Source organism: Kocuria cellulosilytica (assembly GCF_040981245.1).
In the GTDB taxonomy this organism is placed as follows: domain Bacteria; phylum Actinomycetota; class Actinomycetes; order Actinomycetales; family Micrococcaceae; genus Kocuria; species Kocuria cellulosilytica.
In genome coordinates this window covers 103,116-124,149 of sequence record NZ_JAVFWZ010000003.1, presented here as the reverse complement: position 1 = coordinate 124,149, position 21,034 = coordinate 103,116, and the positions used below count along the sequence as shown (strand labels likewise).

The following is a 21,034-nucleotide window of genomic DNA, read 5'->3' as shown; positions in this document are numbered from 1 at the left end:
ACGGCTCGTGCTGCACCCCCGGCGCCGCGCCGGAGCCCGGCCCGCTCGCGGCAGGAGGTCACGATCGGGAACACCTCTGGTGACGGAGATCATTGCAGGAGTAAACTGGGGCCCTCAGCTGTTGCGCCTCGGCACCGGGACGACGTTCCCGGAGCCACCGGTTCCCCGGAAGGCGCGCCGCGCCCCGGGGGACATCTCCCGGTCGACCGGGGGTCGACCGACGTCTCCGGCACGTGCCACCCGCGCCCGTGCCGAACGATCCACCTCACCACCTCGGGGACCCACCATGAAACACCCACTCCTCTCGCGCGTGCTCACCGGCGCGTCCGCCACCGCCCTGGCGACCGCAGGGCTCGCCGTGGCCGCACCGGCCCACGCCGCGACCGCGCAGCCCGTGTACTCCTACGCCCAGGGCTGGCGCGTGGACCAGCACGTGCGCGAGCTCGCGGACGTCAACGGTGACGGCCGCGCCGACGTCGTCGGCTTCGGCAACGCCGGCGTCCAGGTCTCCTTCGGCCGGGCCGACGGCACCTTCGGCACCCCGAGGTTCAGCGTGCGGGACTTCGGCACCGCCCAGGGCTGGTCCAACGCACGGCACGTGCGCACGCTCGCGGACGTCGACGGCGACCGCCGCGACGACATCGTGGGCTTCGGCGACGCCGGGGTCTACGTGGCCTACTCGCAGGGCGACGGCAGCTTCACCGCGCCGCAGCTCAAGGTCCGCGACTTCGGCTGGAACCAGGGCTGGCGCGTCGACAGGCACCCGCGCGAGCTCGCCGACCTCAACGGCAACCTGACCGCCGACATCGTGGGCTTCGGGTACTCCGGCGTCACCATCTCCCACGCCCTGTCCGACCGGACCTTCACGGGCACCGGCAAGCGCATCGACAGCTTCGGCTGGAACCGGGGCTGGCGGGTCGACAAGAACCCGCGGATGCTCGCGGACGTCGACGGCAACAGCACCGCCGACATCGTGGGCTTCGGCGACGCCGGCACGTACGTCTCCTACTTCTCGGCGCTGGGGGACACGTTCACCCAGCCCGCGCTGGAGATCCGCAACTTCGGCTACGCCCAGGGATGGCGCGTGGACCAGCACCCGCGGATGCTGGCCGACGTCAACATCAACCCCGCCGGCAGCGCCGCGGCGGACATCATCGGCTTCGGCTACTCCGGGGTCTCCGTCGCCCACTCCCTCAACGGGGGGAACTACACCGGTGTGGCCGTGCGGGTGAACGACTTCGGCCAGGCCCAGGGGTGGCGGGGCGACCGTCATCCGCGGACCCACGCGGACATCAACGTCGACGGCATCCAGGACATCGTGGGCTTCGGCAACGCCGGGGTCTACGTGGCGCACGGCCGGGCGGACAGCACCTTCGGCCCGGTGTACCTGAAGACCGCCGCCTTCGGCTGGGCGGACGGGTGGACCGAGGAGCGGTATCCGCGTCTGCTCGGTGACGTCAACGGCGACGGTCGCGACGACGTCGTGGGCTTCGGGCACTCGGCCACGTACGTGCAGCTGTCGTGAGCCCGCCGGCCGTGCTCCGTCGCGGTCCGGTCACGGCCCCGCCCCCGTCCGCGCGGACGGGGGCGGCGCCGTGCCAGGTCACCGGAACCGGCGCCGCTCCCCGCTCGTGGACGTAGGCGGCCATGGTGATCACGGTGACGAGCTGCGCGACGACGACCACGAAGGTCCAGCCGCCCTCCGCGACGACCACGTAGACGGCGGCGGAGACGATCAGGACCAGCTGCAGGGCGCGTGAGACCGCGAGCGCACGGCCGTCCTCACCGGGCGGTCCCGCGGCACCGGGCTCGGCGCCCGGGCCGGGCTCGGGCTCGACGGGGCCCGGCGCGGCGGCGGGCGGCTCGGCCCGGCGGCGTCGCGCCGAGTGCACCGTGCTGACCAGCACGACGACGTAGAGCGCCGCCACGATGCCGGTGACGAACAGCATGACGGAGCCGTCGTCGTCCCCGACGCGCAGTCCCACCACGAGACCGAGTGCCACCGGCAGGAGCCAGAGCCCCAGGAGCAGCTTGTCGCGCACGGCCAGCACGAGCCCCTCCCCTCCGTCCGACGATCCCCGTGACCGCATCCTCGCACCCGGTGCGCCCGCGCGTCTGACCCCTCATCCGGGGATGGCGGGGGCGGCGGGACCTCCGGCACGAGCCGCGGAGCAGGCCTCCCCGGCCGGCCGAGCACGCGCCGGCGTCACACTCGCGCCGGTGGCCGTCATCTGCGGCGCGCCGCGCGGTGACGGCCGGGCAGCGGACGTAGAACTGGAGGGTGCCGCGCGCGCTCCCCCACGCGCACCCCCCACCAGGCACGCTTCGCCTCTTCCCCCCAGGAGCACCATGAGCAACGCCCCCTCCCCCTCCCCTGCCCCGGGAACGGTCCTGACGTCCCGCCGCGGTCCCGCCGCGGGCCGGTGGATCGTGGCGGTGCCGCTGCACCTCACCCTGGCGATCGGGCTGATCGCCGGCTGCGCGTCCAGCACCGCGTCCACCGACCCGGCCGCCGAGCCCGGCCCCGTTCCGGGAACCGTGACGACGGTGCCCGCCGCTCCGTCCCCGAGCGCCGTGCCGAGCGGGGCTCCCTCGCCCACCGCCTCGAGGACACCGGGCTCGGTCACCACGGTCGCCCCGTCCCCGGAGCCGGCGGAGACCCCCGTCCGCGCCGTCGCCCCGCCCTCGGGGGCGTTCCTGGCCCTGGAGGACCTGGCGGTCGCCGCCGCCGGGACGATGTCCGACTACGACCGCGAGGCCCTGTTCGGCGGATGGGTCGACGCCGACGGCGACTGCGAGGACTCCCGCAACGAGGTGCTGGCCCGCGACCTGACGGGCATCGCCTCCGCCGACGGGTGCAGGGTCGACACCGGCACCCTCGCCGACCCCTACACCGGGGCGAGCATCGACTTCGTGCGGGGGGTCGCGACCTCCGGTGACGTCCAGGTGGACCACGTCGTCTCGCTCGGCAACGCCTGGGTCACCGGGGCGCGCCGGCTCTCCCCGGCCGACCGCGTGGCCCTCGCCAACGACCCGCTGAACCTGCTGGCGGTCGACGGCCCGGCCAACGGGTCGAAGTCCGACCAGGACGCCGCCGGGTGGCTGCCCCCGAACCGGGCCTTCGCCTGCGACATGGTGGCGATCCAGATCGCGGTGAAGTCCCGCTACGGCCTGTGGGTCACGGCCCCCGAGAAGGACGCCATGGCCGAGGTGCTCGCCGAGTGCCCCGACCAGCAGCTGCCCGCCGGCGCTCCGTTCGGCGACATCCCCACCGGCGCCGGGACCGCTCCGGAGCCGGACCCCGTCGTGGTCGAGGAGGCTCCGGCCGCCCCGGCGGACGTCCACTACGCCAACTGCACGGCCGCCCGGGAGGCCGGCGCCGCCCCGCTGCTGCGGGGGGAGCCCGGCTACCGCAGCGCCATGGACCGTGACGGCGACGGCGTCGCGTGCGAGTAGTGCGACAGGGGAAGGAGGACGGCGGTGCCGGTGACCCCCGCTCCGGGACCGTTCGGCGTCCCGGCCCGCGCCGGCGTCGTCGTCCGGGGCCGCCGGCTGGGCCCGGTCGGTGCCGGCCGGCCCTGAGGGCGTCCCCCCGCGCTCAGGACTGCCAGGCGGCCCGCCCACCGCTGGCGCGGGCGAACTCCGCCGCGCGGCGGTGCGGCAGCGCGTCCCACAGGGACCCTGCGGCCATGCCCACGAACCACAGGCAGGGGAACCACCACCGCCCGCCGTCCAGGTGCAGATAGCACGCCGTGACGAGGACGAGGGTCAGCACGATGTTGGCGAACATCAGCGTCATCTGGTGCGGCACAGCGGCCCCCTTCAGTGTCCTACGGCATGCCCTCCGCATCGTGGCACGGCGCTCCCCGCCCCGTCTGACCCCTCTTGGGTGGGCAGATCCGGGCGGGCCACCGGGTGGCAACCGGAGTTCGCCGGGCGGGCCGCCTACAGTGGAGATCCCGCCCCCCAGCGAAGCAGAGGCACCTCATGAGCACGAAGGCCGTCGTCACCAGTCTGTTCATCGCCACCGGTCTCGCCCTGGCCGGCTGCGCCGGCGATCCCCCGGCCGAGGAGAGCACTCCTGCCGCCCGGACCTCGCCCTCTCCCTCGGACACCGTTCGGGGGACAACGCCGGAGCCGACCCCCGAGTCGGCCACTGAGCCGGACCCCGACCCGGCCTCGGAGCCGGACGAGGACTCCGGGCCGCAGCCCGAGGACGCTCCCCCGGCGGCCGGGGAACCCGGTCCCGCCGATCCGTGGGCCGCGTTCGCCGCGACCCCCGAGGGACAGCCGTACACCGGGACCGTGACCAGGGTCGAGCAGCAGGCGGTCCAGGGCGGCGGACTCGCGCACCGTCTCACCGCGGACACGAACGACCGCGCCGTCGCCGTCGAGATCTGCGGTGCCTACCAGTCCGCGATGGGCACCGGCCAGGACCGGATCGACGTCGTCGACACGGTCGGCCAGCTCCTGGCCTTCGCCCCGGGCGGCCCCGGGAGCTGCCAGGTGCAGGTGAACACCGACGTGGGAGCGGTGCCGTTCCCGGAGAAGTTCAGCTACGACGAGGCCCTGGCCGCGTGGCGGAGCGGCGTGCCCTACTACGACGCCTTCTGCGTCAACTACGACCCGGTGACGGAGGCCGGCGTCGCGCAGTGCACGGGCATCGAGAACGGCACCGTGGACAGCGTGACCGGGGAGTACATCGGCGGCTGACCGCCCGCCGGCCCGTGCGCCCGGACCCGGCAGCTCCGCAGGGGGCGGGCGCCGGGGGCGAGGCGCGCAGGCCCGGCAGGAGGTGGCCCGGGCGGTTCAGGTCCCGCAGCAGGTCGTGCAGGGGCCGAAGCCGTCCGGGAGCGAGGCGCGCAGGCCCGGCAGGAGGTGGCCCGGGCGCCTCAGGTCCCGCAGTAGGTCGTGTAGGGGCCGAAGTCCTCCGGGGGCCCGGCGGCACAGCGCTCCAGGCCGGGACGTTCGTCGTAGGGAGCGGTCACCGCCTCCAGGAGCCGCCCCAAGGGGTCGAGGTCGCCCTCGACGGCCGCGGAGAGGGCCTCCTCCACCAGGTGGTTGCGGGGGATGTAGACGGGGTTCACCCGGTCCATCGCCTCGGGGTCGGGGCCCACGGCCCGCCAGCGCTCGGCCCACGTGTCGAACCCCCGCCGGTCGAGGAGCAGGTCCCGCGCGGCGTGCGCGCCGGTGCGGGCTGTCCCGCCCAGGGCGCGGAAGAACGCGGTCCAGTCGACGCGGTCCTGCTGGAGCAGCACGAGCAGGTCGTCGACCAGGGACGAGGCGACGTCGTCGTCGAGGTCCTGGGGCAGCCCGAGCTTCGCCCGCATTCCCGCCGACCACGCCGCGCTGTACTGCCGCGGGAACGCCTCGAGCGCTTCCTCCGCCAGGGACACCGCCCGGTCCTGGTCCTCGTGGAGCAGCGGCAGCATGGCCTCGGCGAGCCGGGCGAGGTTCCACTGCGCGGCCACCGGCTGGTTGCGGAAGGCGTAGCGCCCGCCGCGGTCGACCGAACTGTAGACCGCGGCCGGGTCGAAGGCGTCCAGGAACGCGCACGGCCCGTAGTCGATGGTCTCCCCCGAGACGGTCGTGTTGTCGGTGTTCATCACCCCGTGCACGAACCCGAGGAGCATCCAGCGGGCCACCAGCGACGCCTGGGCGGCCACCACCGCCTCGAACAGCGCCAGGTGCGGGTGCTCGGCACCGGCGGCGCCGGGGTGGTGGCGGGCGACGGCGTGGTCGGCGAGCCGGCGCAGGAGGTCGATGTCGCCCGTGGCCCGGGCGTACTGGAAGGTGCCCACACGCAGGTGGCTGCTCGCCACCCGGGCGAGCACGGCTCCCGGCAGCAGGCTCTCGCGGCGCACCTGCCGTCCCGTGGCCACCACGGCGAGGGACCGGGTCGTGGGCACGCCGAGGGCGTGCATCGCCTCGCTCAGCACGTACTCGCGCAGCATCGGACCGACCGCCGCGAGACCGTCGGCCCCGCGGGCGAAGGGAGTCCGCCCGATGCCTTTGAGGTGCAGGTCGCGGCGCCGGCCACCGGCGTCCACCAGCTCGCCCAGCAGGAGGGCGCGCCCGTCGCCGAGGCTCGGGGCGTACCAGCCGAACTGGTGCCCGGAATAGGCCTGCGCGACCGGCACGGCCCCCTGCGGCACCAGGTTGCCGATCAGCAGGCGGACGCCCTCCGCGCTCTGCAGCCACTCCGGGTCCAGGCCCAGTTCGGCGGCCAGGGGCTCGTTGAGGACCAGCAGCCGGGGGTCGGCGACGTCGTCGGCCCGCCACGGCACGGACAGCTCCCCCAGCTCCTGGGCGAAGCGGCTCTCGAGGACGACGGCGGACAGGGGTTGGGTGCTCACACCGTCCACGCTACCCGGCGGACCGGGCGCTGCCGAGGGGCCGGCGCAGTCCGGGCCGCACCGCGGGGCCGAGAACGCACCGCGGGATGCGGGCCGCACCGCGGGGCCGGTGCCGCCCTCGGATCAGGACCGCGCGGGCCGCAGCACGGCCACCAGGAAGTCGCTGTCCTCCCGGAACGGGCGCAGGTCCCAGGTCGAGAGCAGCAGGTCGGGCTCGAGCCCGGCCCGCTCGGCGTCCCGCAGGAACTCCGCGAACGGGTAGCCGCGCCCCGCCCCGAAGCCCACGGCGGCCCGTCCGTCGGCGGTCAGGTGGCGGCGGAAGCGTCGCAGCACCTCGGTGCGCGTGCTGGGGGCCAGGAAGGCCATCACGTTGCCGGCGCACACCACGGCGTCGAAGGGCTCGGGCACGCCGCGGGCCGGCAGGTCCAGCTCCGCGAGGTCCCCGACGAACCACCGGGGACCGGGGTGGTCCTCCTGCGCGGCGGCGACCAGGGCGGGGTCGACGTCGATCCCCACGACGGTGTGCCCGCTGCGGTGCAGGTGGCCGCCCAGCCGGCCGGGCCCGCATCCGGCGTCGAGGATCCGCGAGCCGGGCGGGACCATGGCCTCGACCAGCCGGGCCTCCCCCACGATGTCGGCGCCGGCGGCGGCCATGGCCCGGAATCGCTCGACGTACCACGAGGAGTGCCCAGGATCCGCGCGCACCTTCTGCATCCACATGCTCTGTTCCACCACCCCGCCAGGGTACCGCCCGCCGGGTGGTGCCCGGCCGCGTCGCCGGACGGGTGGATGCGCATCACGGTTCGGACGGCCGCAGGCGTGCGAGCCGGGCCACGCGGAGCCCGACGTGGAGCTCGCTGCGGGTCCGCCCGTCGTCGAGGTCCAGGTCGAGGCGCTCCTTGAGCCGGTCCAGCCGGTAGTAGAACGTCGACCGGTGGATGTGCAGCGCGGCGGCGGTCCGCTGCGCGTCGGCCCCGCAGTCGAGGTAGGTCTCCAGCGTCCGCAGCAGCTCGGGGCGCAGACCGGCGGCGAGGACCCGGCGCACCTGCCGCGGCAGGTCGTCGGCCGTCAGCTGCTCGAGCGGCAGCATCGCCAGCAGCCCGTCCAGCCCGGCGTCGTCCCAGGTGCTGACCGGCCCGTGGGCGAGGGGATCCAGCCACAGCGTGCGCCACGTGCGGCGCGCGAGACGGTACGAGCGGTGCACGTCCAGCAGGCTGTCGACCACGGGGCCGATGCCGGCGCGCACCGTGGCCACGTCCGGCCGGGCGAGGATGCGCGCCAGGCGGGGGACGACCACGGGCCGGGGGAAGACGAGGACGCCGGTGCCGTCGTCGAAGGTCGTGCCCACCACCGACGCGGTCGAGCTCCTGGTCACGAAGTCGAGGGTCCGGTGCACGGCCAGCACGGTCCGGCCCGTCTCGTCCGGTGCGGCCGCGAGCGGGTCCGTGCCGAGGACCACGGCGCAGTACTGCCGCGACGCGCCCAGGAGGCCCTCCCCCACGAGGGCCTCGGCGGCTCCCGGCCGGCGCGCCGGATCGCCGGCGACGAGGGCGGTGAGCAGGGTCCGTGCCCGGTCCCGGTCCCGCGCCGCGTAGAGCGTCCGCAGGGACAGCAGCACGCCGAGGACGGGCGCCTCGCCGACCAGCACCCGGACCGCGTGGGCGGACGGCGACCGCGGACCCTCCAGGACGGTGAGCAGGAGCCCGACCCGGTGGCGGTGGTCGTGCAGCGCGATGACCAGGCACCGGCCCAGCTCCGGGACGTCCTCGACGGCGAAGCCCTCGGGACCGGTGGCGGGAACGTCCCACGAGTCGCTGTGGGCGAGCGCGGCGGAGAGCCGGCGCCGATCCTCGTCGGACTCGTGGATCGACCAGGCGACCACGCGCATCGCGGAGTCGAGGACGATCAGCCGGCGGCCGGCTCGTTCGGAGAGGTCCTGGAGCAGGTCGTCCAGGTCGGGGGTCCGGTCCACGGGTGGTCGGTGGCTCCTCGGGTGCGGTGGGCGGTGGGCGGACGGTCGCGCGCCGCGGGAGGGCCCGACCGCCCGTCGGACACGGTGTCCGACGAATCGCCACGATCTTCCCACAGTTGTCCGAAGAGGGTGACGGCGCGCACTGGCTACGGTCGGAGCAGGACACCCCGAGAAGCGGAGCGAGAGAGGTGGAGCACGAGCTCCGCGGCATGAGCTCCGCGGCAGGAACGGCTGAGCACGAGGAGAGGATCACGCATGACGACCACCGGGAGGCGCATCGCCGTCGTCGGCGCGGGCATCGGCGGGCTGACGCTGGCCATCGAGCTGCGCCGCCGCGGCCTCGAGGTCGAGGTGTACGAGGCGGCCGGCGAGCTGCGCGAGGTGGGGGCCGCCGTGGCGCTGTCCGCCAACGCGACCCGCTTCTTCCTGGAGCGGTTCGGCCTGGAGGAGCGGCTGAGCGCCCGGTGGGCGGAGGTCGAGGCGCTGGTCTTCCGCGACGGGCGGGACGGCCGGCTGATCGGCCGGCACGGCACGGGCTACCGCGAGCGCTTCGGGGCCCCTTACGTGGGGATCCACCGCGCCGACCTGCAGCAGATCCTCTCCGGGGCCCTCGGGACGGACGGCCTGCACCTGAGCAAGCGCCTGGTCGACGTCGACGACGACGGCGCGGCCGCGGTGCTGCGCTTCGAGGACGGCAGCACGGCCGAGGCGGACCTGGTCATCGGCGCGGACGGCGCCCGCTCCACCACCCGGCGGCTGCTGCTGGGCTACGACGACGCGCTGTACTCCGGCACCAGCGCCTCCCGGGGCATCGTGCCGCCCGAGGCGCTGTCCGAGCTGCCGGACCCCGGGGCCATCCAGTTCTGGACGGGCCCCGGCGCGCACCTGCTCCACTATCCCATCGGCGGCGGGGACCAGAACTTCTTCCTCGTGGAGCGCGCGCCCTCGCCCTGGCCGCACCGGCGCTGGGTCGTGCCGGTCGAGGACGGGTCCCACCTCGAGCGGTTCCGCGACTGGCACCCGGCGGTCCGGCAGATGGTCTCGGCCGTGCCCGTCACCGAGCGCTGGGCCCTGTTCCACCGCCCGCCCCTGTCCCGCTGGTCCCGCGGCCGCGTGACGCTGCTGGGCGACGCCGCCCACGCGCTCGTGCCGCACCACGGGCAGGGCGCCAACCAGTCGATCGAGGACGCGATCGTGCTGGCCGACCAGCTGGCCGGGAGCGCCGACTGGGACGCAGCACGGGAGCAGTACGAGCGGCTGCGCCGGGGGCGGACCCGCAAGGTGCAGTACGCCTCGATCACCACCGCCGACGTGCTGCACCTGCCCGACGGTGAACGGGCCGACGAGCGCAACGCCCGGCTGGGCCGTCCCGATGTCGTCGACCGGCACCTCGCGTGGATCCACGGCTTCCGCGCCGACGTCGACGTGCCCGACGAGTCCGGCGGCGGGACCTGGCTCTGAGCCGCTCGACGCCCGGGCCGCAACGGGGCAGGGGCCGTCCCGGCCGGGGCCGTGCCGGCTTGCTCGTCACTCCCAACGTACAGCGGCGCGGGGGGCTTGCGGCAAGACCCCGTGCGCGCCGCAGAATGCTCGGGCCGGGAGCGGGACCTGCGGGCCGAGGAGCAGCACATGGACGAGCACGACGTGGTGGTGGTCGGCGCGGGACCGACGGGCCTGATGCTGGCGGGCGAGCTGGCGCTGGCGGGGGTGGACGTCGTCGTCGTCGAACGGCGGGCCGGTCAGGAGCTCGTCGGCTCGCGTGCCGGCGGGCTGCACGGGCGGACCATCGAGGTCCTCGACCAGCGCGGCATCGCCGGCCGGTTCCTCGCGGCGGGAACGACCGCCCAGGTCGCCGGGTTCGCCGGCGTTCCACTGGACATCAGCGACTTCCCCACCCGCCATCCCTACGGCCTGGCGCTGTGGCAGAATCACATCGAGCGGCTCCTGGCCGGCTGGGTCCGCGAGCTGGGGGTGCCCGTCCGCTACGGGCACGAGGTGACGGGCATCGCCCAGGACGGCGCCGGCGTCGACGTGGACCTGTCCGACGGCCGGCGGCTGCGGGCGGCCCGCCTCGTGGGGTGCGACGGTGGCCGGAGCCGGATCCGCAGGGCGACGGGGATCGCGTTCCCGGGGTGGGAACCGACGACCAGCAGCCTGCTCGCCGAGGTCGAGCTCGACGAGGAACCGCAGTGGGGCATCCACCAGGACGGTCTCGGCAAGCACGCCTTCCGCCGCCCCGAGGACGGTGGGCCGGTGGGGGTCATGGTGACCGAGCGCCGCGTCGGACACGGTCGCGAGCCCGTTCTGGACGATCTGCGCGAGGCGCTCGTCGCCGTGTACGGGACGGACTACGGGGTGCACAGCCCCACCTGGATCTTCCGGTTCACCGACACGACCCGGCAGGCGGCGTCCTACCGGGCAGGACGGGTCCTGCTGGCCGGCGACGCCGCGCACGTGCACGCCCCGGACGGCGGGCAGGGTCTCAACACCGGGGTGCAGGACGCGGTGAACCTGGGCTGGAAGCTCGGCCAGGTCGTCGCGGGGACCTCACCGGAGAGCCTTCTGGACAGCTACCACGCGGAGCGCCACCCCGTGGCGGCCCGCGTGCTGCGCCTCACGATGGCGCAGGTCGGGCTGCGCCGGCCCGACGACCGGGTGCGGGCCGTGGGCGAGACGGTCGCCGAGCTGCTGGGCATGGACGAGCCACGACGACGCTACGCCGCGACGATGTCCGGTCTGGACATCCACTACGACCTCGGCGCGGGGCATCCCCTGCTCGGACGGCGCATGCCCGATCTCGACCTCCGCACGGCCGGTGGCCCCGCACGGGTCTTCGACCTCCTGCACGAGGCCCGGCCGGTGCTGCTCGACCTCGGGGACCCGGACGGCGTCGACGCCGGGCCCTGGGCCGAGCGCGTCCGGCTGGTCGCCGCCGAACCCGCCGGGGCCTGGGAGCTCCCGGCCCTGGGCACCGTCCCCGCGCCCACCGCGGTGCTGATCCGCCCGGACGGGCACGTCGCCTGGGTGGGCGAGGGAGACCGCTCAGGACTGGAGGAGGCGCTCACCGCCTGGTGCGGCCCGCGCCCCGGACTCCGGGTCAGCGGAGATCGAACCGGTCGAGCTCCATGACCTTCACCCAGGCGGCGACGAAGTCGCGCACGAACTTCTCCCCGGCGTCGGCACTCGCGTAGACCTCCGAGATCGCCCGCAGCTGGGAGTGCGAGCCGAAGACCAGATCGGCCGCGGTGGCCGTCCACCGGAGCTCACCGGTGGCGAGATCGCGGATCTCGTAGACGTCCTCCGACGACTCGGACGGCCTCCACTCCGTGCCGGCCGCGAGGAGGTTGACGAAGAAGTCGTTGGTCAGCGTCTCCGGGCGGTCGGTGAGGACTCCGTGCTCCGACCGCCCGTGGTTCGTGCCGAGGCTCCGCATGCCGCCCACCAGGACCGTCATCTCCGGGGCCGTGAGGTTCAGCATGTAGGCGCGGTCGAGGAGCAGCGTCTCGGGCGACAGCCGTGCGCCGGACTTCACGAAGTTCCGGAAGCCGTCGGCCTGCGGCTCGAGCACGGCGAAGGACTCGACGTCGGTCTGCTCCTGCGTGGCGTCCGTGCGCCCGGGCCGGAACGGGACCTCGACCGGGTGCCCGGCGCTGCGGGCCGCCTGTTCGACGGCCGCGCAGCCGCCGAGGACGATCAGGTCGGCCAGGGAGATCCTCCTGCCGTCCGAGCGGCCACCGTTGAAGTCGTCCCGGACCTGCTCGAGGACGCGCAGCACCTCGGACAGCCGCTCCGGCTCGTTCACCTCCCAGCCGCGCTGCGGCTCGAGGCGGATGCGGGCGCCGTTGGCCCCGCCCCGGTTGTCGGTGCCCCGGAAGCTGGCCGCGGCGGCCCACGCGGTCGAGGCCAGCTGCGGCACGGTCGTCCCCGATCAGCTCGTGGTCGACCGCCGGAACGGGGTCCTGCCACAGCTGCGGCTCCGGGACCCACGGTCCCAGATAGCGCGTGACCGGACCCATGTCGCGGTGCAGCAGCTTGTACCACGCCTTGGCGAACGCCTCGGCGAACTGCTCCGGGTGCTCGTGGAACCGCCGGGAGATCTTCTCGTACTCCGGGTCGGCCCGGAGTGCGAGGTCGGTCGTCAGCATCGTCGGCCGGTGCTTCCGCTCGGGGTCGAAGGCGTCCGGGACGGTCTCGTCGGCGTCCTTGGCCACCCACTGGTGCGCCCCCGCGGGGCTCTCGACCAGCTCCCACTCGTGGCCGAAGAGATTGCCGAAGAAGCCGTTGCCCCACCGGGTCGGGGTGCTGGTCCAGGTCACCTCCAGGCCGCTGGTGATCGTGTCCGGGCCCTTGCCCGTGCCGTAGGTGCTCCTCCAGCCCAGACCCTGGCCCGTGACCGGGCAGGCCTCCGGCTCGGGGCCCACGTGGTCCGCGGGTCCGGCACCGTGGGTCTTGCCGAACGAGTGCCCGCCGGCGATCAGGGCGACCGTCTCCTCGTCGTTCATCGCCATGCGTCCGAAGGTCTCGCGGATGTCCCTGGCGGAGGCGAGCGGGTCGGGGTTGCCCTGGGGGCCCTCGGGGTTGACGTAAATCAGCCCCATCTGCACCGCGGCCAGCGGGCCCGTGAGCTCGCGGTCGCCCGCGTAGCGCTCGTCGCCGAGCCAGGTGTCCTCAGGGCCCCAGAACATCTCCTCGGGCTCCCAGACGTCCTCGCGTCCGAAGCCGAAGCCGAACGTCCTGAAGCCCATCGACTCGAGCGCCACGTTCCCGGCGAGCACCAGCAGGTCCGCCCACGAGATCTTCCGGCCGTACTTCTGCTTGACCGGCCACAGCAGGCGCCGGGCCTTGTCCAGGTTGGCGTTGTCCGGCCAGCTGTTGAGCGGGGCGAACCGCTGGGCGCCCTCGCCGGCGCCGCCGCGGCCGTCCGCGGTCCGGTAGGTGCCGGCCGAGTGCCAGCTCATCCGGATGAACAGCCCTCCGTAGTGCCCGAAGTCGGCCGGCCACCAGTCCTGCGAGGCGGTCATGAGCTCGACGAGGTCGCGCTTGAGCTCCTCGACGTCGAGCTTCTCGAACTCGCTCGCGTAGTCGAAGTCGGGGCCCAGCGGGTCGGTCGTGGTCGAGTGCTTCCGCAGGACGCCCAGGTCCAGCTGGTCGGGCCACCAGTCCTGGACCGTCCGCGGCTGACCGGTCCTCGGGGTGGGCGCGTCGATGGCCGGGTTCTCGCTCTCGCTGCCGTGCACGGGAGCGTCAGATGTCTGGGACATGGGTCTTCCTTCCGGAATGGCGGTGCGGGGCCGGGACCGGTCGTGCAGCATGCGCACCGACCTCGGCGGACGAGCCGCACCCGTGGGCGGACAGCACGTGGTCACCGGATGCCGTCGGACGCCCGGGCGCCGTCGGGCAGGAGGTGACGCCGTCCGGACTCCGGAGGGCGGTGTGCGCGGCCGGGGCCGACGGGGCGGGGAGAGCGCGACCGACGCCGCGGTGGACCGGGGCGGTGGCGACGTGCGAGGAAGTGGTCACGGCGTTCGGAACCCCCGGCGGAGTCAGGTCGACCCGCTGGGCGGCGCTCCGGGAGAGCTGCTGGAGATCCAGCTGTGCGTCCACCCTCAAAGTGTCGTGGCCGGTCCGGAGCCCGTCAAGGATCCGCGCTCCGCCGGTCCCGGCCTCGGCGGCAGTGCTGGGCGGGGCCGCCGCTCGTGGAGCGGGCGGAGCACGCCCCGGGCTACCAGAGCATGATCGCGGTGTCCCCGGACTGTCCTGCCCAGGCGAGCCGGACGCGCACCACGTACCGCCTTCCCCGGAAGAGCTTCGCCGACAGGCTGGAGTTGCGGTCCTCCCCGCTGTCGTCGTCGCCGGCGAGGAAGCGCAGCTCGGCGTCGACCTCCTCGAAGAGCACCAGCGTGGTGTCTGCGGCTCCGAAGGTCGCGACCTGGTACTTCCGCGACGCGTCGGGGGTGATCTCGAAGTCCGCCTGCTCCCCGGGGGCCAGGGTCAGCGGCGTGGACCGGAACGGTTCGAGGGCCGGGAGCGCGTCCGGCAGCACCGGATAGAAGGTCCGCACCCATTCCGTGTCCTTGCCCGAGAGGCCGCCCGGGGGGCTGATTCCCGGCTGGTAGCGGGCAGGTTCCTTGATGAGCCCCTCGGGGAACGCGTACTGCATCACCGAGTCGGGATCCCAGGTCGAGCCCTCCACCTCGTCCTGGCCCAGTTTGCGCAGGACGTTGTGGTGCGTCGTCTCCGGGGACCAGTGGTTCGGTGCCGCGGCGAAGAACTCGTAGACCCTGGCCTCGTCCCACACGATTCCGGCGAACGGGTTCTGGTGCTCGTGGGGCAGACCCATCGTGTGGCCGATCTCGTGCAACGCCGTGGTGCGTCCGTACTCGTCGGTCAGGTCCCAGCCGAAGTTCATGGTCGGCGCCTGGGTGCCGATGGCCAGGACGTCCCTGCCCACGTAGGACCAGGACCCGTCGGCCTGGTCGAAGGAGATCCTGACCTCCGCCTCCCCCGGCTCGTCCACTTCCTGGAAGCCGAGGCCGATCCCCAGGTCCTTCCACTCCTCGAACGCGCTCCGCACCGCCTGGCGCTGCGGCTCGGGGCCCTCCCGGAACGCGTAGTGGAGCACGGTGCCGTTGACCCATTTCTGCGCCATGAGCCGGACGAGCCGCTGCCTGACGGCCACCAGTCCCTCCGGGAGCGGACGGACGATGCGTGGCTTGGCGGCGCAGTACGGACGAACTGGGGAATCGGTCATTGTCGGCTCCTGACACGTGCCTGTCATGCGATCTCGGATGCCGCACGGCCACGGTGCGTGCGGCACCGCCGGAGAATCCCGGCGGCAGTCCTTCCGCGCGGCGCACCGCGAGTGCCGTCGCAGTGATGTGCATCGACACAACCACGGGCGAGCAGCACGTCCAAGAGGTCGGTCCTCCCCGTGCTGCGGCTGTGATCATGTGACGACAACATGAAGGACCCGGCTCCGACGTGGGACGTTGTGGCGAGCCTCGCCATGATGCGCTGCTGGGCGGACGGAGCGGGATGCCGGCTCCGCAGATCCCCTCTGCACAGATGCACTCTCGTCACATGAAACCGCATGCCGTGGACTCGTTCCTTCTCCACAGATCATTTGCTGTACTGGGCACAGGAAACCGACCTGCCTGAGGGGCGTGGGCTGCATGGAACAGTTTGCCGACCTGGTGCTGGAGGGCGGGGGCGTCAAGGGCATCGCCCTGGTCGGGGCCATCGAGGTCCTCGAGGAGCGCGGCTACCGCTTCAAACGAGTGGCCGGCACCTCCGCCGGAGCCATCGTCGGGGCCCTGGTCGCCGCCGGCGCCCCGGCGAGGAAGCTGGTGGACATCATCGGCTCCGTCCAGTATCCCGACTTCCGCGACGGCTCCCGGCTGACCCGGACCACCGCGGGCAAGGCCGCCGGGATCCTGGCCCGCAACGGCATCTACCTCGGTGAGCACCTTCGCTCCTGGCTGCAGTCCCAGCTCGACGACTACGGCGTCACGACCTTCGCCGACCTGCCCTACACGGACGACGACCGGCCCCCCGCCCCGGAGCGGGCCTTCCGGCTGGTGGTCACCGCCTCGGACATCAGCCGGGGCCGGCTGCGCTACCTGCCCTGGGACTACGACGAGTTCGGCCGCGATCGGGGCGCCCAGCACGTGGTCGAGGCGGTCCGCGCCTCGATGTCCATCCCCTTCTTCTACCGTCCCGTCCGCTGGGACACCGCCGACGGCCGGAAGGCCTGGCTCGTCGACGGCGGGATGCTCTCGAACTATCCCATCAGCGTCTTCGACGCCCCGGCCGGAACCGCCCCGCGCTGGCCCACCCTGGGCATCAAGCTCTCCGCGCATCCGGACGCGATCCAGGGCACCAAGTACCCGATCAACGGTCCGGTGAGCATGAGCCGGGCCATGCTCAAGACCATGACCGGGTTCTACGACCAGATGCACATCGAGTCCTCCGACGCCCAGGCCCGCACGATCTTCGTCGACACCGGCGCCATCCGCGCCACCGACTTCAACCTCACCGACGACGACCGGGACTTCCTCTACCAGAACGGGCGCCGGGCCGCCGAGAAGTTCCTCGACGGCTCGGCCCACCGCCCTCCGTGGGACTTCAGCGCCTACATCGCCGCACACCGCTGATGCTTCTCCGGCTCCGCCGGCCCCGCCGAGCTCACGGGCCGGCCACCGCTCCCGCCGTCGTCCTCGGGGCAGCTGCCGCCACGCTCAGGTCGAGGGTGCGCGGACGCCGTCGCCAGCGTTCCCCGGGTCCCTGACGCCCTCAGTGTCCCCGCCGGCCCCCGCGTGCCCCGGGTCCCTGACGCCCTCTGCGTCCCCGCCGGCCCCCGCGTTCCCCGGGTCCCTGACGCCCTCAGTGTCCCCGCCGGCCCCCGCGTGCCCCGGGTCCCTGACGCCCTCAGTGTCCCCGCCGGCCCCCGCGTCCCCCGGGTCCCTGACGACCCCCGCGCCCCCGCCTGCCTCAGCGGCAACCTGAGCGTACGACGCCGAGACGCGGCGGTAGACCGGAGTCAGGAAGGCCAGCAGCGCGGCGGCGATCATGATGATCCCGGCCACCAGGAACACCAGGGCGATGCCCCGGGAGGTGCCCTCGCCCAGCAGAGGAGCCAGCTGGGCGCTGCCCTCCGCCGACCGCGCGTACGGGATGATCCAGACCTGGGCGATCGGCGCGATGAGGAACGCGGTGACCGGCGCTGCCGCCGACTCGAACGCCATGGCGAATCCGAACACCCGGCCCTGCCGCTCGAGCGGCACGACACGCTGGATGATCGTCTGTTCGGCCGCCTCCACGAAGGGGACGAGCACCAGGTAGAGCCAGATGCCGAGGACGTACAGCCAGGCCCACTCCCGCACGGTGAACACCGCCCCGAGCACGCCCATCGCGATCACCGCGAGCAGCATGGTGCGCAGCGGGTTGGACCCGAGCCCGAACTTGCCGATCAGCGCCCCGCCCACGATGAACCCGGTGGCGCCGAGCGCGAAGACCGTTCCCCAGATCTCCACGGGGAACATCTCCAGGCCGTAGGGGTCCATCAGGGCCATGTAGACGCCGCCGATGAAGTTGTTGAACGTCGAGAACAGGATCAGCGCGAACAGTCCCGACACGGCCAGCACGGCCGCGAAGGCTCCCCGCAGGTCGAAGCCGCCGTGGGCGTCCGTGGCCGCGGCGCGCACCTCCTCGGGCATGCGCAGCGTCAGGAGGTGCCCGAAGGCCACGGCCGTGAGCAGCACAGCTACCACGACCGTCCAGCCCATGCCCAGCAGCCCGATCGAGAGGCCGGAGAGCACCGAGGTCACGATGAACATCAGGCCCTGCACCATGCCCACCAGCCCGTTGGCGTTGGCGCGACGGTCCGGCTCGATGAGGATCGTGACCGTGGTGGACAGGGCGATGTTGCGCATGTTCTCCACCACCGCACCGATCAGCACGACCAGGGCGAAGACCCAGATCCACGGCCGGGTCAGGTCCGCCATCGCGGACGCCGGGGCGAGGAGGAACAGGATTCCGGCCAGGACGAACATCACCAGGGTGAAGGCCGCGGCGAAGCGCATCACGGCGAGCTTGCGGTAGCGGTCCACGAAGGTGCCGAAGCTGATGCTGGAGAGCGCGATCAGCAGCATGTAGGCGCCGCCGACCACTCCGGTGGCGATCACGTTACGCGTCTGCAGGTAGACCCAGAACGTCAGGGCGAACCAGAGATAGCTGGTCGTGATGTTCGCGAGCGCCGTGTTCACCAGGATCCCGGCGAAGGTGCGGGAGCGCTGCGCCGGGCTGCGCAGGGAGGTGTCGACGGCACCTGGATCGACGAGGCCCGGGGCGTCGCCTTCGTCGGTCGGAGCGGGCGTGCCGGTCGCGTCCGCGGGAAGCGCCGCACGGCCGACAGGGGCCGCCGCGGCCCGGGACAGACCCGGTTCCTGCTCGTTCATGCGGCTCAGTCTAGTGAGGGGTGCGGACACGATAACGGCTCGGAGCGGGCGACGGGACCCGCGACTGGTCGCCCGTGCGGACAGCACGGCAGGGCACGCCCGCTTCCCGGCCGACGGTCAGCAGAGCGGGGCACCGAGGAGCAGCTCTGCAGCGGCCCGGGCGGGCGAGAACGCGCCCCTGGCCACGGCCCTCGAACGGCACACCCCCCTGGGAAAGCCCAGGACGGTCGTGGGCGGGCTCGGCCTTAGCGCGTCGGAGGCGCTGGAGAGAATGGGGTCATGACGGCGACGGCGCAGTGGCAGCTCCCTACCCCGGTGGCCCGTGACGGATGCCGGGATCGCCCCGGGCTGACGGACATGACGGGGCCTGGAGCGCGGCGCGAGGTGGTACGGGCCGCCGCCGCCCAGCTCGTGGACGCCGCCGCCGCGGAGGCACGGGCAGTCGGCGCCCAGATGCGGTCCATCCACCGGCTTTGGCTGGCGGCGCAGGCGGCTCGTACGGCGGCCCGGTTCGAGACGATGGCGCAGGCAGATGCCGAGATGTCCGCCCGAGGGTTCGTCCGCCCGGACCCGTTGGGCCCGTTGGCCGAAGCGGAGCACCAGCTGGTCGTGGACGTGGCGGCCGAGGTGGGGCCGGCGCTGCGGGTGCCGGCCGGCACGGCCCGGCGGCGGGTGGAGGACGCCGTCCTCCTGGCCGAGATGCTGCCGGAGGTCCTGACCGCCCTGGAGGATGGCCGCATCGGTGCGGCCCAGGCCATGGTGATGGTGGAGCAGTGGCGCGAGCTCATCGAGCAGGCACCGACCTGGACTGCCGGGAGCTGCGCCTCACCGCCCGTCGACGCGGTCTGCCGCCTGATCACCGAGCTCCTGGAACGGGCACCCCACGCCACGGCCGCGCAGCTGCGGGCGGTGGCTCGCGCCCGGCGGGCGGTGCTCGTGGCCGACGCTGAGGAGCGCAGCCGGTGCAGCGCCCGTAAGAACCGCACGGTGTGGGTAGAACCGGCCCCCGACGGGACGGCTTTTCTGCACGCACTGCTGGACGCGCACGTGGCGGTCGCCGTGCACGGCAGGCTCGAGGACCTGGTGGCCCTGCTGGGCGAGGACGTACCGGCTCCCGACGATCTCGGGCCGGCCGGACGGTCCCTGTCGGAGGGCTCGGAGGATGCTGACCCGCGCTCGGCCGGGGAGCTGCGGGCTGATGTGCTGGCGGACCTGCTGCTGGACGGTGTCCTGCCCGACGAGCCGCGCTTCCCACGCGGAGTCCGGGCCCGGGTGACCGTGACGGTGCCGCTGGCTCTGCTCGCCGGCGAAGGCGTCGGGGCGGATACCGCCGCCTGCGGCGCCCCGATGCTCTCCGGCTTCGGGCCGATCAGCACGGAGGTGGCCCGCCGGCTGGCCGCCGGCGCCGGCGCCTGGCACCGGGTGCTGACCCATCCCGTCTCCGGCGTGGTCCTCGACCACGACCGCACCGTCTACGCCGTGCCCCGGGACCTGCGCCGCCTGGTCGAGCTGCGCGACGGGACCTGCCGCTTCCCCGGGTGCCGGCGCCGGGCCGAGACCGGCGACCTCGACCACACGGTGGCCTGGGCGGACGGCGGTCCGACGGCCGAGCACAATCTGGCCGCGCTGTGCCGACACCATCACCGGGTCAAGCACCGCGACGGGCACCTCGGGCGCTGGTCGGTGCGGCGGGTCGCACCCGAACCGGACGGCGGGGCGGGCGGCACCCCTGCCGAGCACGCCGCGGTGCTGGAGTGGACCTCCCCGGGCGGGCTCGTGCACCGGTCCGTGCCCGAGCACGTCCGTGACCGGAGCGCCGCTGCTGACGGCCCGCGGCATCCCACCCTCGGCCCCTCGGCCGAATGCCCACCGCCGTCGCCACCTGCCGACGACCCCCCGCCCTTCTGAACCGGGGCCTCGATCAGCACAGCCGGCAACCCGGCCGGAGCAGGACGTCACGACAGGGCAGTGCAGGCATCGTGTCCTCCGGGGGCGAGCCGTTGACGCCCGCATCCCGCGGCGACAAGATGGTGCACCACGGATGCCGCCGCAGCACGCCGAAGGACCACGCCATGGGAATCGTCCAGGTCGACCTCTTCCTCACCCTCGACGGCGTCTACCAGGCGCCGGGCGGGCCCGACGAGGACCGTTCGGGCGGCTTCGAGCTCGGTGGCTGGCAGGGGGCCTACTTCGACGACGAATCGGGGGCGACGGTCAGCGCGGGCATCGAGCGCCTGGACGCGCTGCTGCTCGGTCGCAGGACGTACGACATCTTCGCCGGCTACTGGCCGGCCCACGACGGCGACGACTCGATCGCCGTGAAGTTCAACGCGGTGCCGAAGTTCGTCGTGTCCCGCACCCTGAGCGCTCCCTCGTGGCAGGGCACCACGGTGCTGAGAGATGTCAGGTCCGAGGTGGGAGCCCTCAAGGAGCGGTTCGACGAGGTCCACGTGGTCGGCAGCGGCGACCTGGTCACGACCCTGCTGAGGGAGGACCTTGTCGACCGGCTGAATCTTTTGCTCTATCCCGTGGTCCTGGGGTCGGGCAAGCGCCTCTTCGGCCACGGCTCCGTCCCGGCCGCCTTCACCCTGGCGGAGCCGCCGCGGGCATTCCCGAAGGGAGCGGTCTCGCTCGTCTACGAGCGGGCCGGCGACCCGGTCACCGGCGTGGACGTCTCCCAGCCGGCGCAGTGAACGACGTCGCAACGCCCTGTACGCCGTATCCCTGTCACCTGTACCGGGCTGTCGGAC

Annotated in this window: 15 protein-coding genes and 1 pseudogene; 8 read left to right on the top strand and 8 right to left on the bottom strand. The window is 73.7% G+C overall.

Translation table 11 applies throughout. The annotated features are described in order from the left end of the window. Positions 1-286: 286 nt before the first annotated feature. Positions 287-1,525, top strand: coding sequence for an FG-GAP repeat domain-containing protein (locus RCG67_RS05655; protein WP_368825209.1), 1,239 nt, complete (start codon positions 287-289; stop codon positions 1,523-1,525). Here the strand turns inward: RCG67_RS05655 and RCG67_RS05650 are convergent. Beyond that, the gene (locus tag RCG67_RS05650) at positions 1,458-2,051 is read right to left on the bottom strand and encodes a hypothetical protein (protein WP_368825208.1); all 594 of its coding nucleotides are present in this window, start codon (positions 2,049-2,051) and stop codon (positions 1,458-1,460) included. The two genes, RCG67_RS05655 and RCG67_RS05650, sit on opposite strands and share 68 nt — an antisense overlap. 298 nt (positions 2,052-2,349) lie before the next feature. Here RCG67_RS05650 and RCG67_RS05645 point away from each other — a divergent pair, with 298 nt between their 5' ends. Then, a complete protein-coding gene (locus tag RCG67_RS05645) occupies positions 2,350-3,456 on the top strand; it encodes an excalibur calcium-binding domain-containing protein (RefSeq protein ID WP_368825207.1) in 1,107 nt (368 codons plus the stop codon). 142 nt (positions 3,457-3,598) lie between these two features. On the opposite strand, the gene RCG67_RS05640 is transcribed toward RCG67_RS05645, so the two are convergent. Further along, positions 3,599-3,811: a hypothetical protein gene (locus RCG67_RS05640; protein ID WP_368825206.1), complete on the bottom strand. Its 213-nt coding sequence runs from the start codon at positions 3,809-3,811 to the stop codon at positions 3,599-3,601. 176 nt (positions 3,812-3,987) lie between these two features. Here RCG67_RS05640 and RCG67_RS05635 point away from each other — a divergent pair, with 176 nt between their 5' ends. Then, positions 3,988-4,713, top strand: coding sequence for a hypothetical protein (locus tag RCG67_RS05635; protein WP_368825205.1), 726 nt, complete (start codon positions 3,988-3,990; stop codon positions 4,711-4,713). Between the two features lie 179 nt (positions 4,714-4,892). On the opposite strand, the gene RCG67_RS05630 is transcribed toward RCG67_RS05635, so the two are convergent. From RCG67_RS05630 to RCG67_RS05620, 3 genes are all read right to left on the bottom strand, one after another. Continuing rightward, complete coding sequence (locus RCG67_RS05630; protein ID WP_368825204.1) at positions 4,893-6,356, bottom strand: protein adenylyltransferase SelO; 1,464 nt, start codon at positions 6,354-6,356, stop codon at positions 4,893-4,895. Between the two features lie 123 nt (positions 6,357-6,479). Then, positions 6,480-7,091, bottom strand: a complete 612-nt coding sequence (locus RCG67_RS05625; RefSeq protein WP_368825203.1) for a class I SAM-dependent methyltransferase — start codon at positions 7,089-7,091, stop codon at positions 6,480-6,482. A 61-nt stretch (positions 7,092-7,152) separates the two neighbouring features. Next, positions 7,153-8,328 carry a PucR family transcriptional regulator gene (locus RCG67_RS05620; RefSeq protein WP_368825202.1) on the bottom strand — a complete coding sequence of 392 codons (1,176 nt, stop codon included), beginning with the start codon at positions 8,326-8,328 and terminating at the stop codon, positions 7,153-7,155. A 255-nt stretch (positions 8,329-8,583) separates the two neighbouring features. Between RCG67_RS05620 and RCG67_RS05615 the strand changes: the two genes are divergently transcribed. Further along, the gene (locus tag RCG67_RS05615; RefSeq protein ID WP_368825201.1) at positions 8,584-9,789 is read left to right on the top strand and encodes an FAD-dependent monooxygenase; all 1,206 of its coding nucleotides are present in this window, start codon (positions 8,584-8,586) and stop codon (positions 9,787-9,789) included. Positions 9,790-9,900: 111 nt separating this feature from the next. Then, on the top strand, positions 9,901-11,457 hold the full coding sequence (locus RCG67_RS05610) for an FAD-dependent monooxygenase (protein WP_368825200.1): 1,557 nt from the start codon (positions 9,901-9,903) through the stop codon (positions 11,455-11,457). On the opposite strand, the pseudogene katG reads toward RCG67_RS05610, so the two are convergent. Further along, a pseudogene (katG, locus tag RCG67_RS05605) lies at positions 11,426-13,589 on the bottom strand (catalase/peroxidase HPI). The gene RCG67_RS05610 and the pseudogene katG sit on opposite strands and share 32 nt — an antisense overlap. Positions 13,590-14,050: 461 nt before the next feature. Continuing rightward, positions 14,051-15,079, bottom strand: a complete 1,029-nt coding sequence (locus RCG67_RS05600; RefSeq protein ID WP_368825199.1) for a M12 family metallopeptidase — start codon at positions 15,077-15,079, stop codon at positions 14,051-14,053. Between the two features lie 421 nt (positions 15,080-15,500). Between RCG67_RS05600 and RCG67_RS05595 the strand changes: the two genes are divergently transcribed. Beyond that, positions 15,501-16,481, top strand: coding sequence for a patatin-like phospholipase family protein (locus RCG67_RS05595; protein WP_368825198.1), 981 nt, complete (start codon positions 15,501-15,503; stop codon positions 16,479-16,481). Positions 16,482-16,565: 84 nt separating this feature from the next. Here RCG67_RS05595 and RCG67_RS05590 read toward each other — a convergent pair whose 3' ends face one another. Further along, positions 16,566-18,284 carry an MFS transporter gene (locus RCG67_RS05590; protein WP_368825197.1) on the bottom strand — a complete coding sequence of 573 codons (1,719 nt, stop codon included), beginning with the start codon at positions 18,282-18,284 and terminating at the stop codon, positions 16,566-16,568. A 357-nt stretch (positions 18,285-18,641) separates the two neighbouring features. Here RCG67_RS05590 and RCG67_RS05585 point away from each other — a divergent pair, with 357 nt between their 5' ends. Both RCG67_RS05585 and RCG67_RS05580 read left to right on the top strand, forming a co-directional pair. After that, the gene (locus tag RCG67_RS05585; protein WP_368825196.1) at positions 18,642-20,192 is read left to right on the top strand and encodes an HNH endonuclease signature motif containing protein; all 1,551 of its coding nucleotides are present in this window, start codon (positions 18,642-18,644) and stop codon (positions 20,190-20,192) included. A 164-nt stretch (positions 20,193-20,356) separates the two neighbouring features. Beyond that, positions 20,357-20,977, top strand: coding sequence for a dihydrofolate reductase family protein (locus RCG67_RS05580; RefSeq protein ID WP_368825195.1), 621 nt, complete (start codon positions 20,357-20,359; stop codon positions 20,975-20,977). The last annotated feature ends 57 nt before the right edge of the window (positions 20,978-21,034 follow it).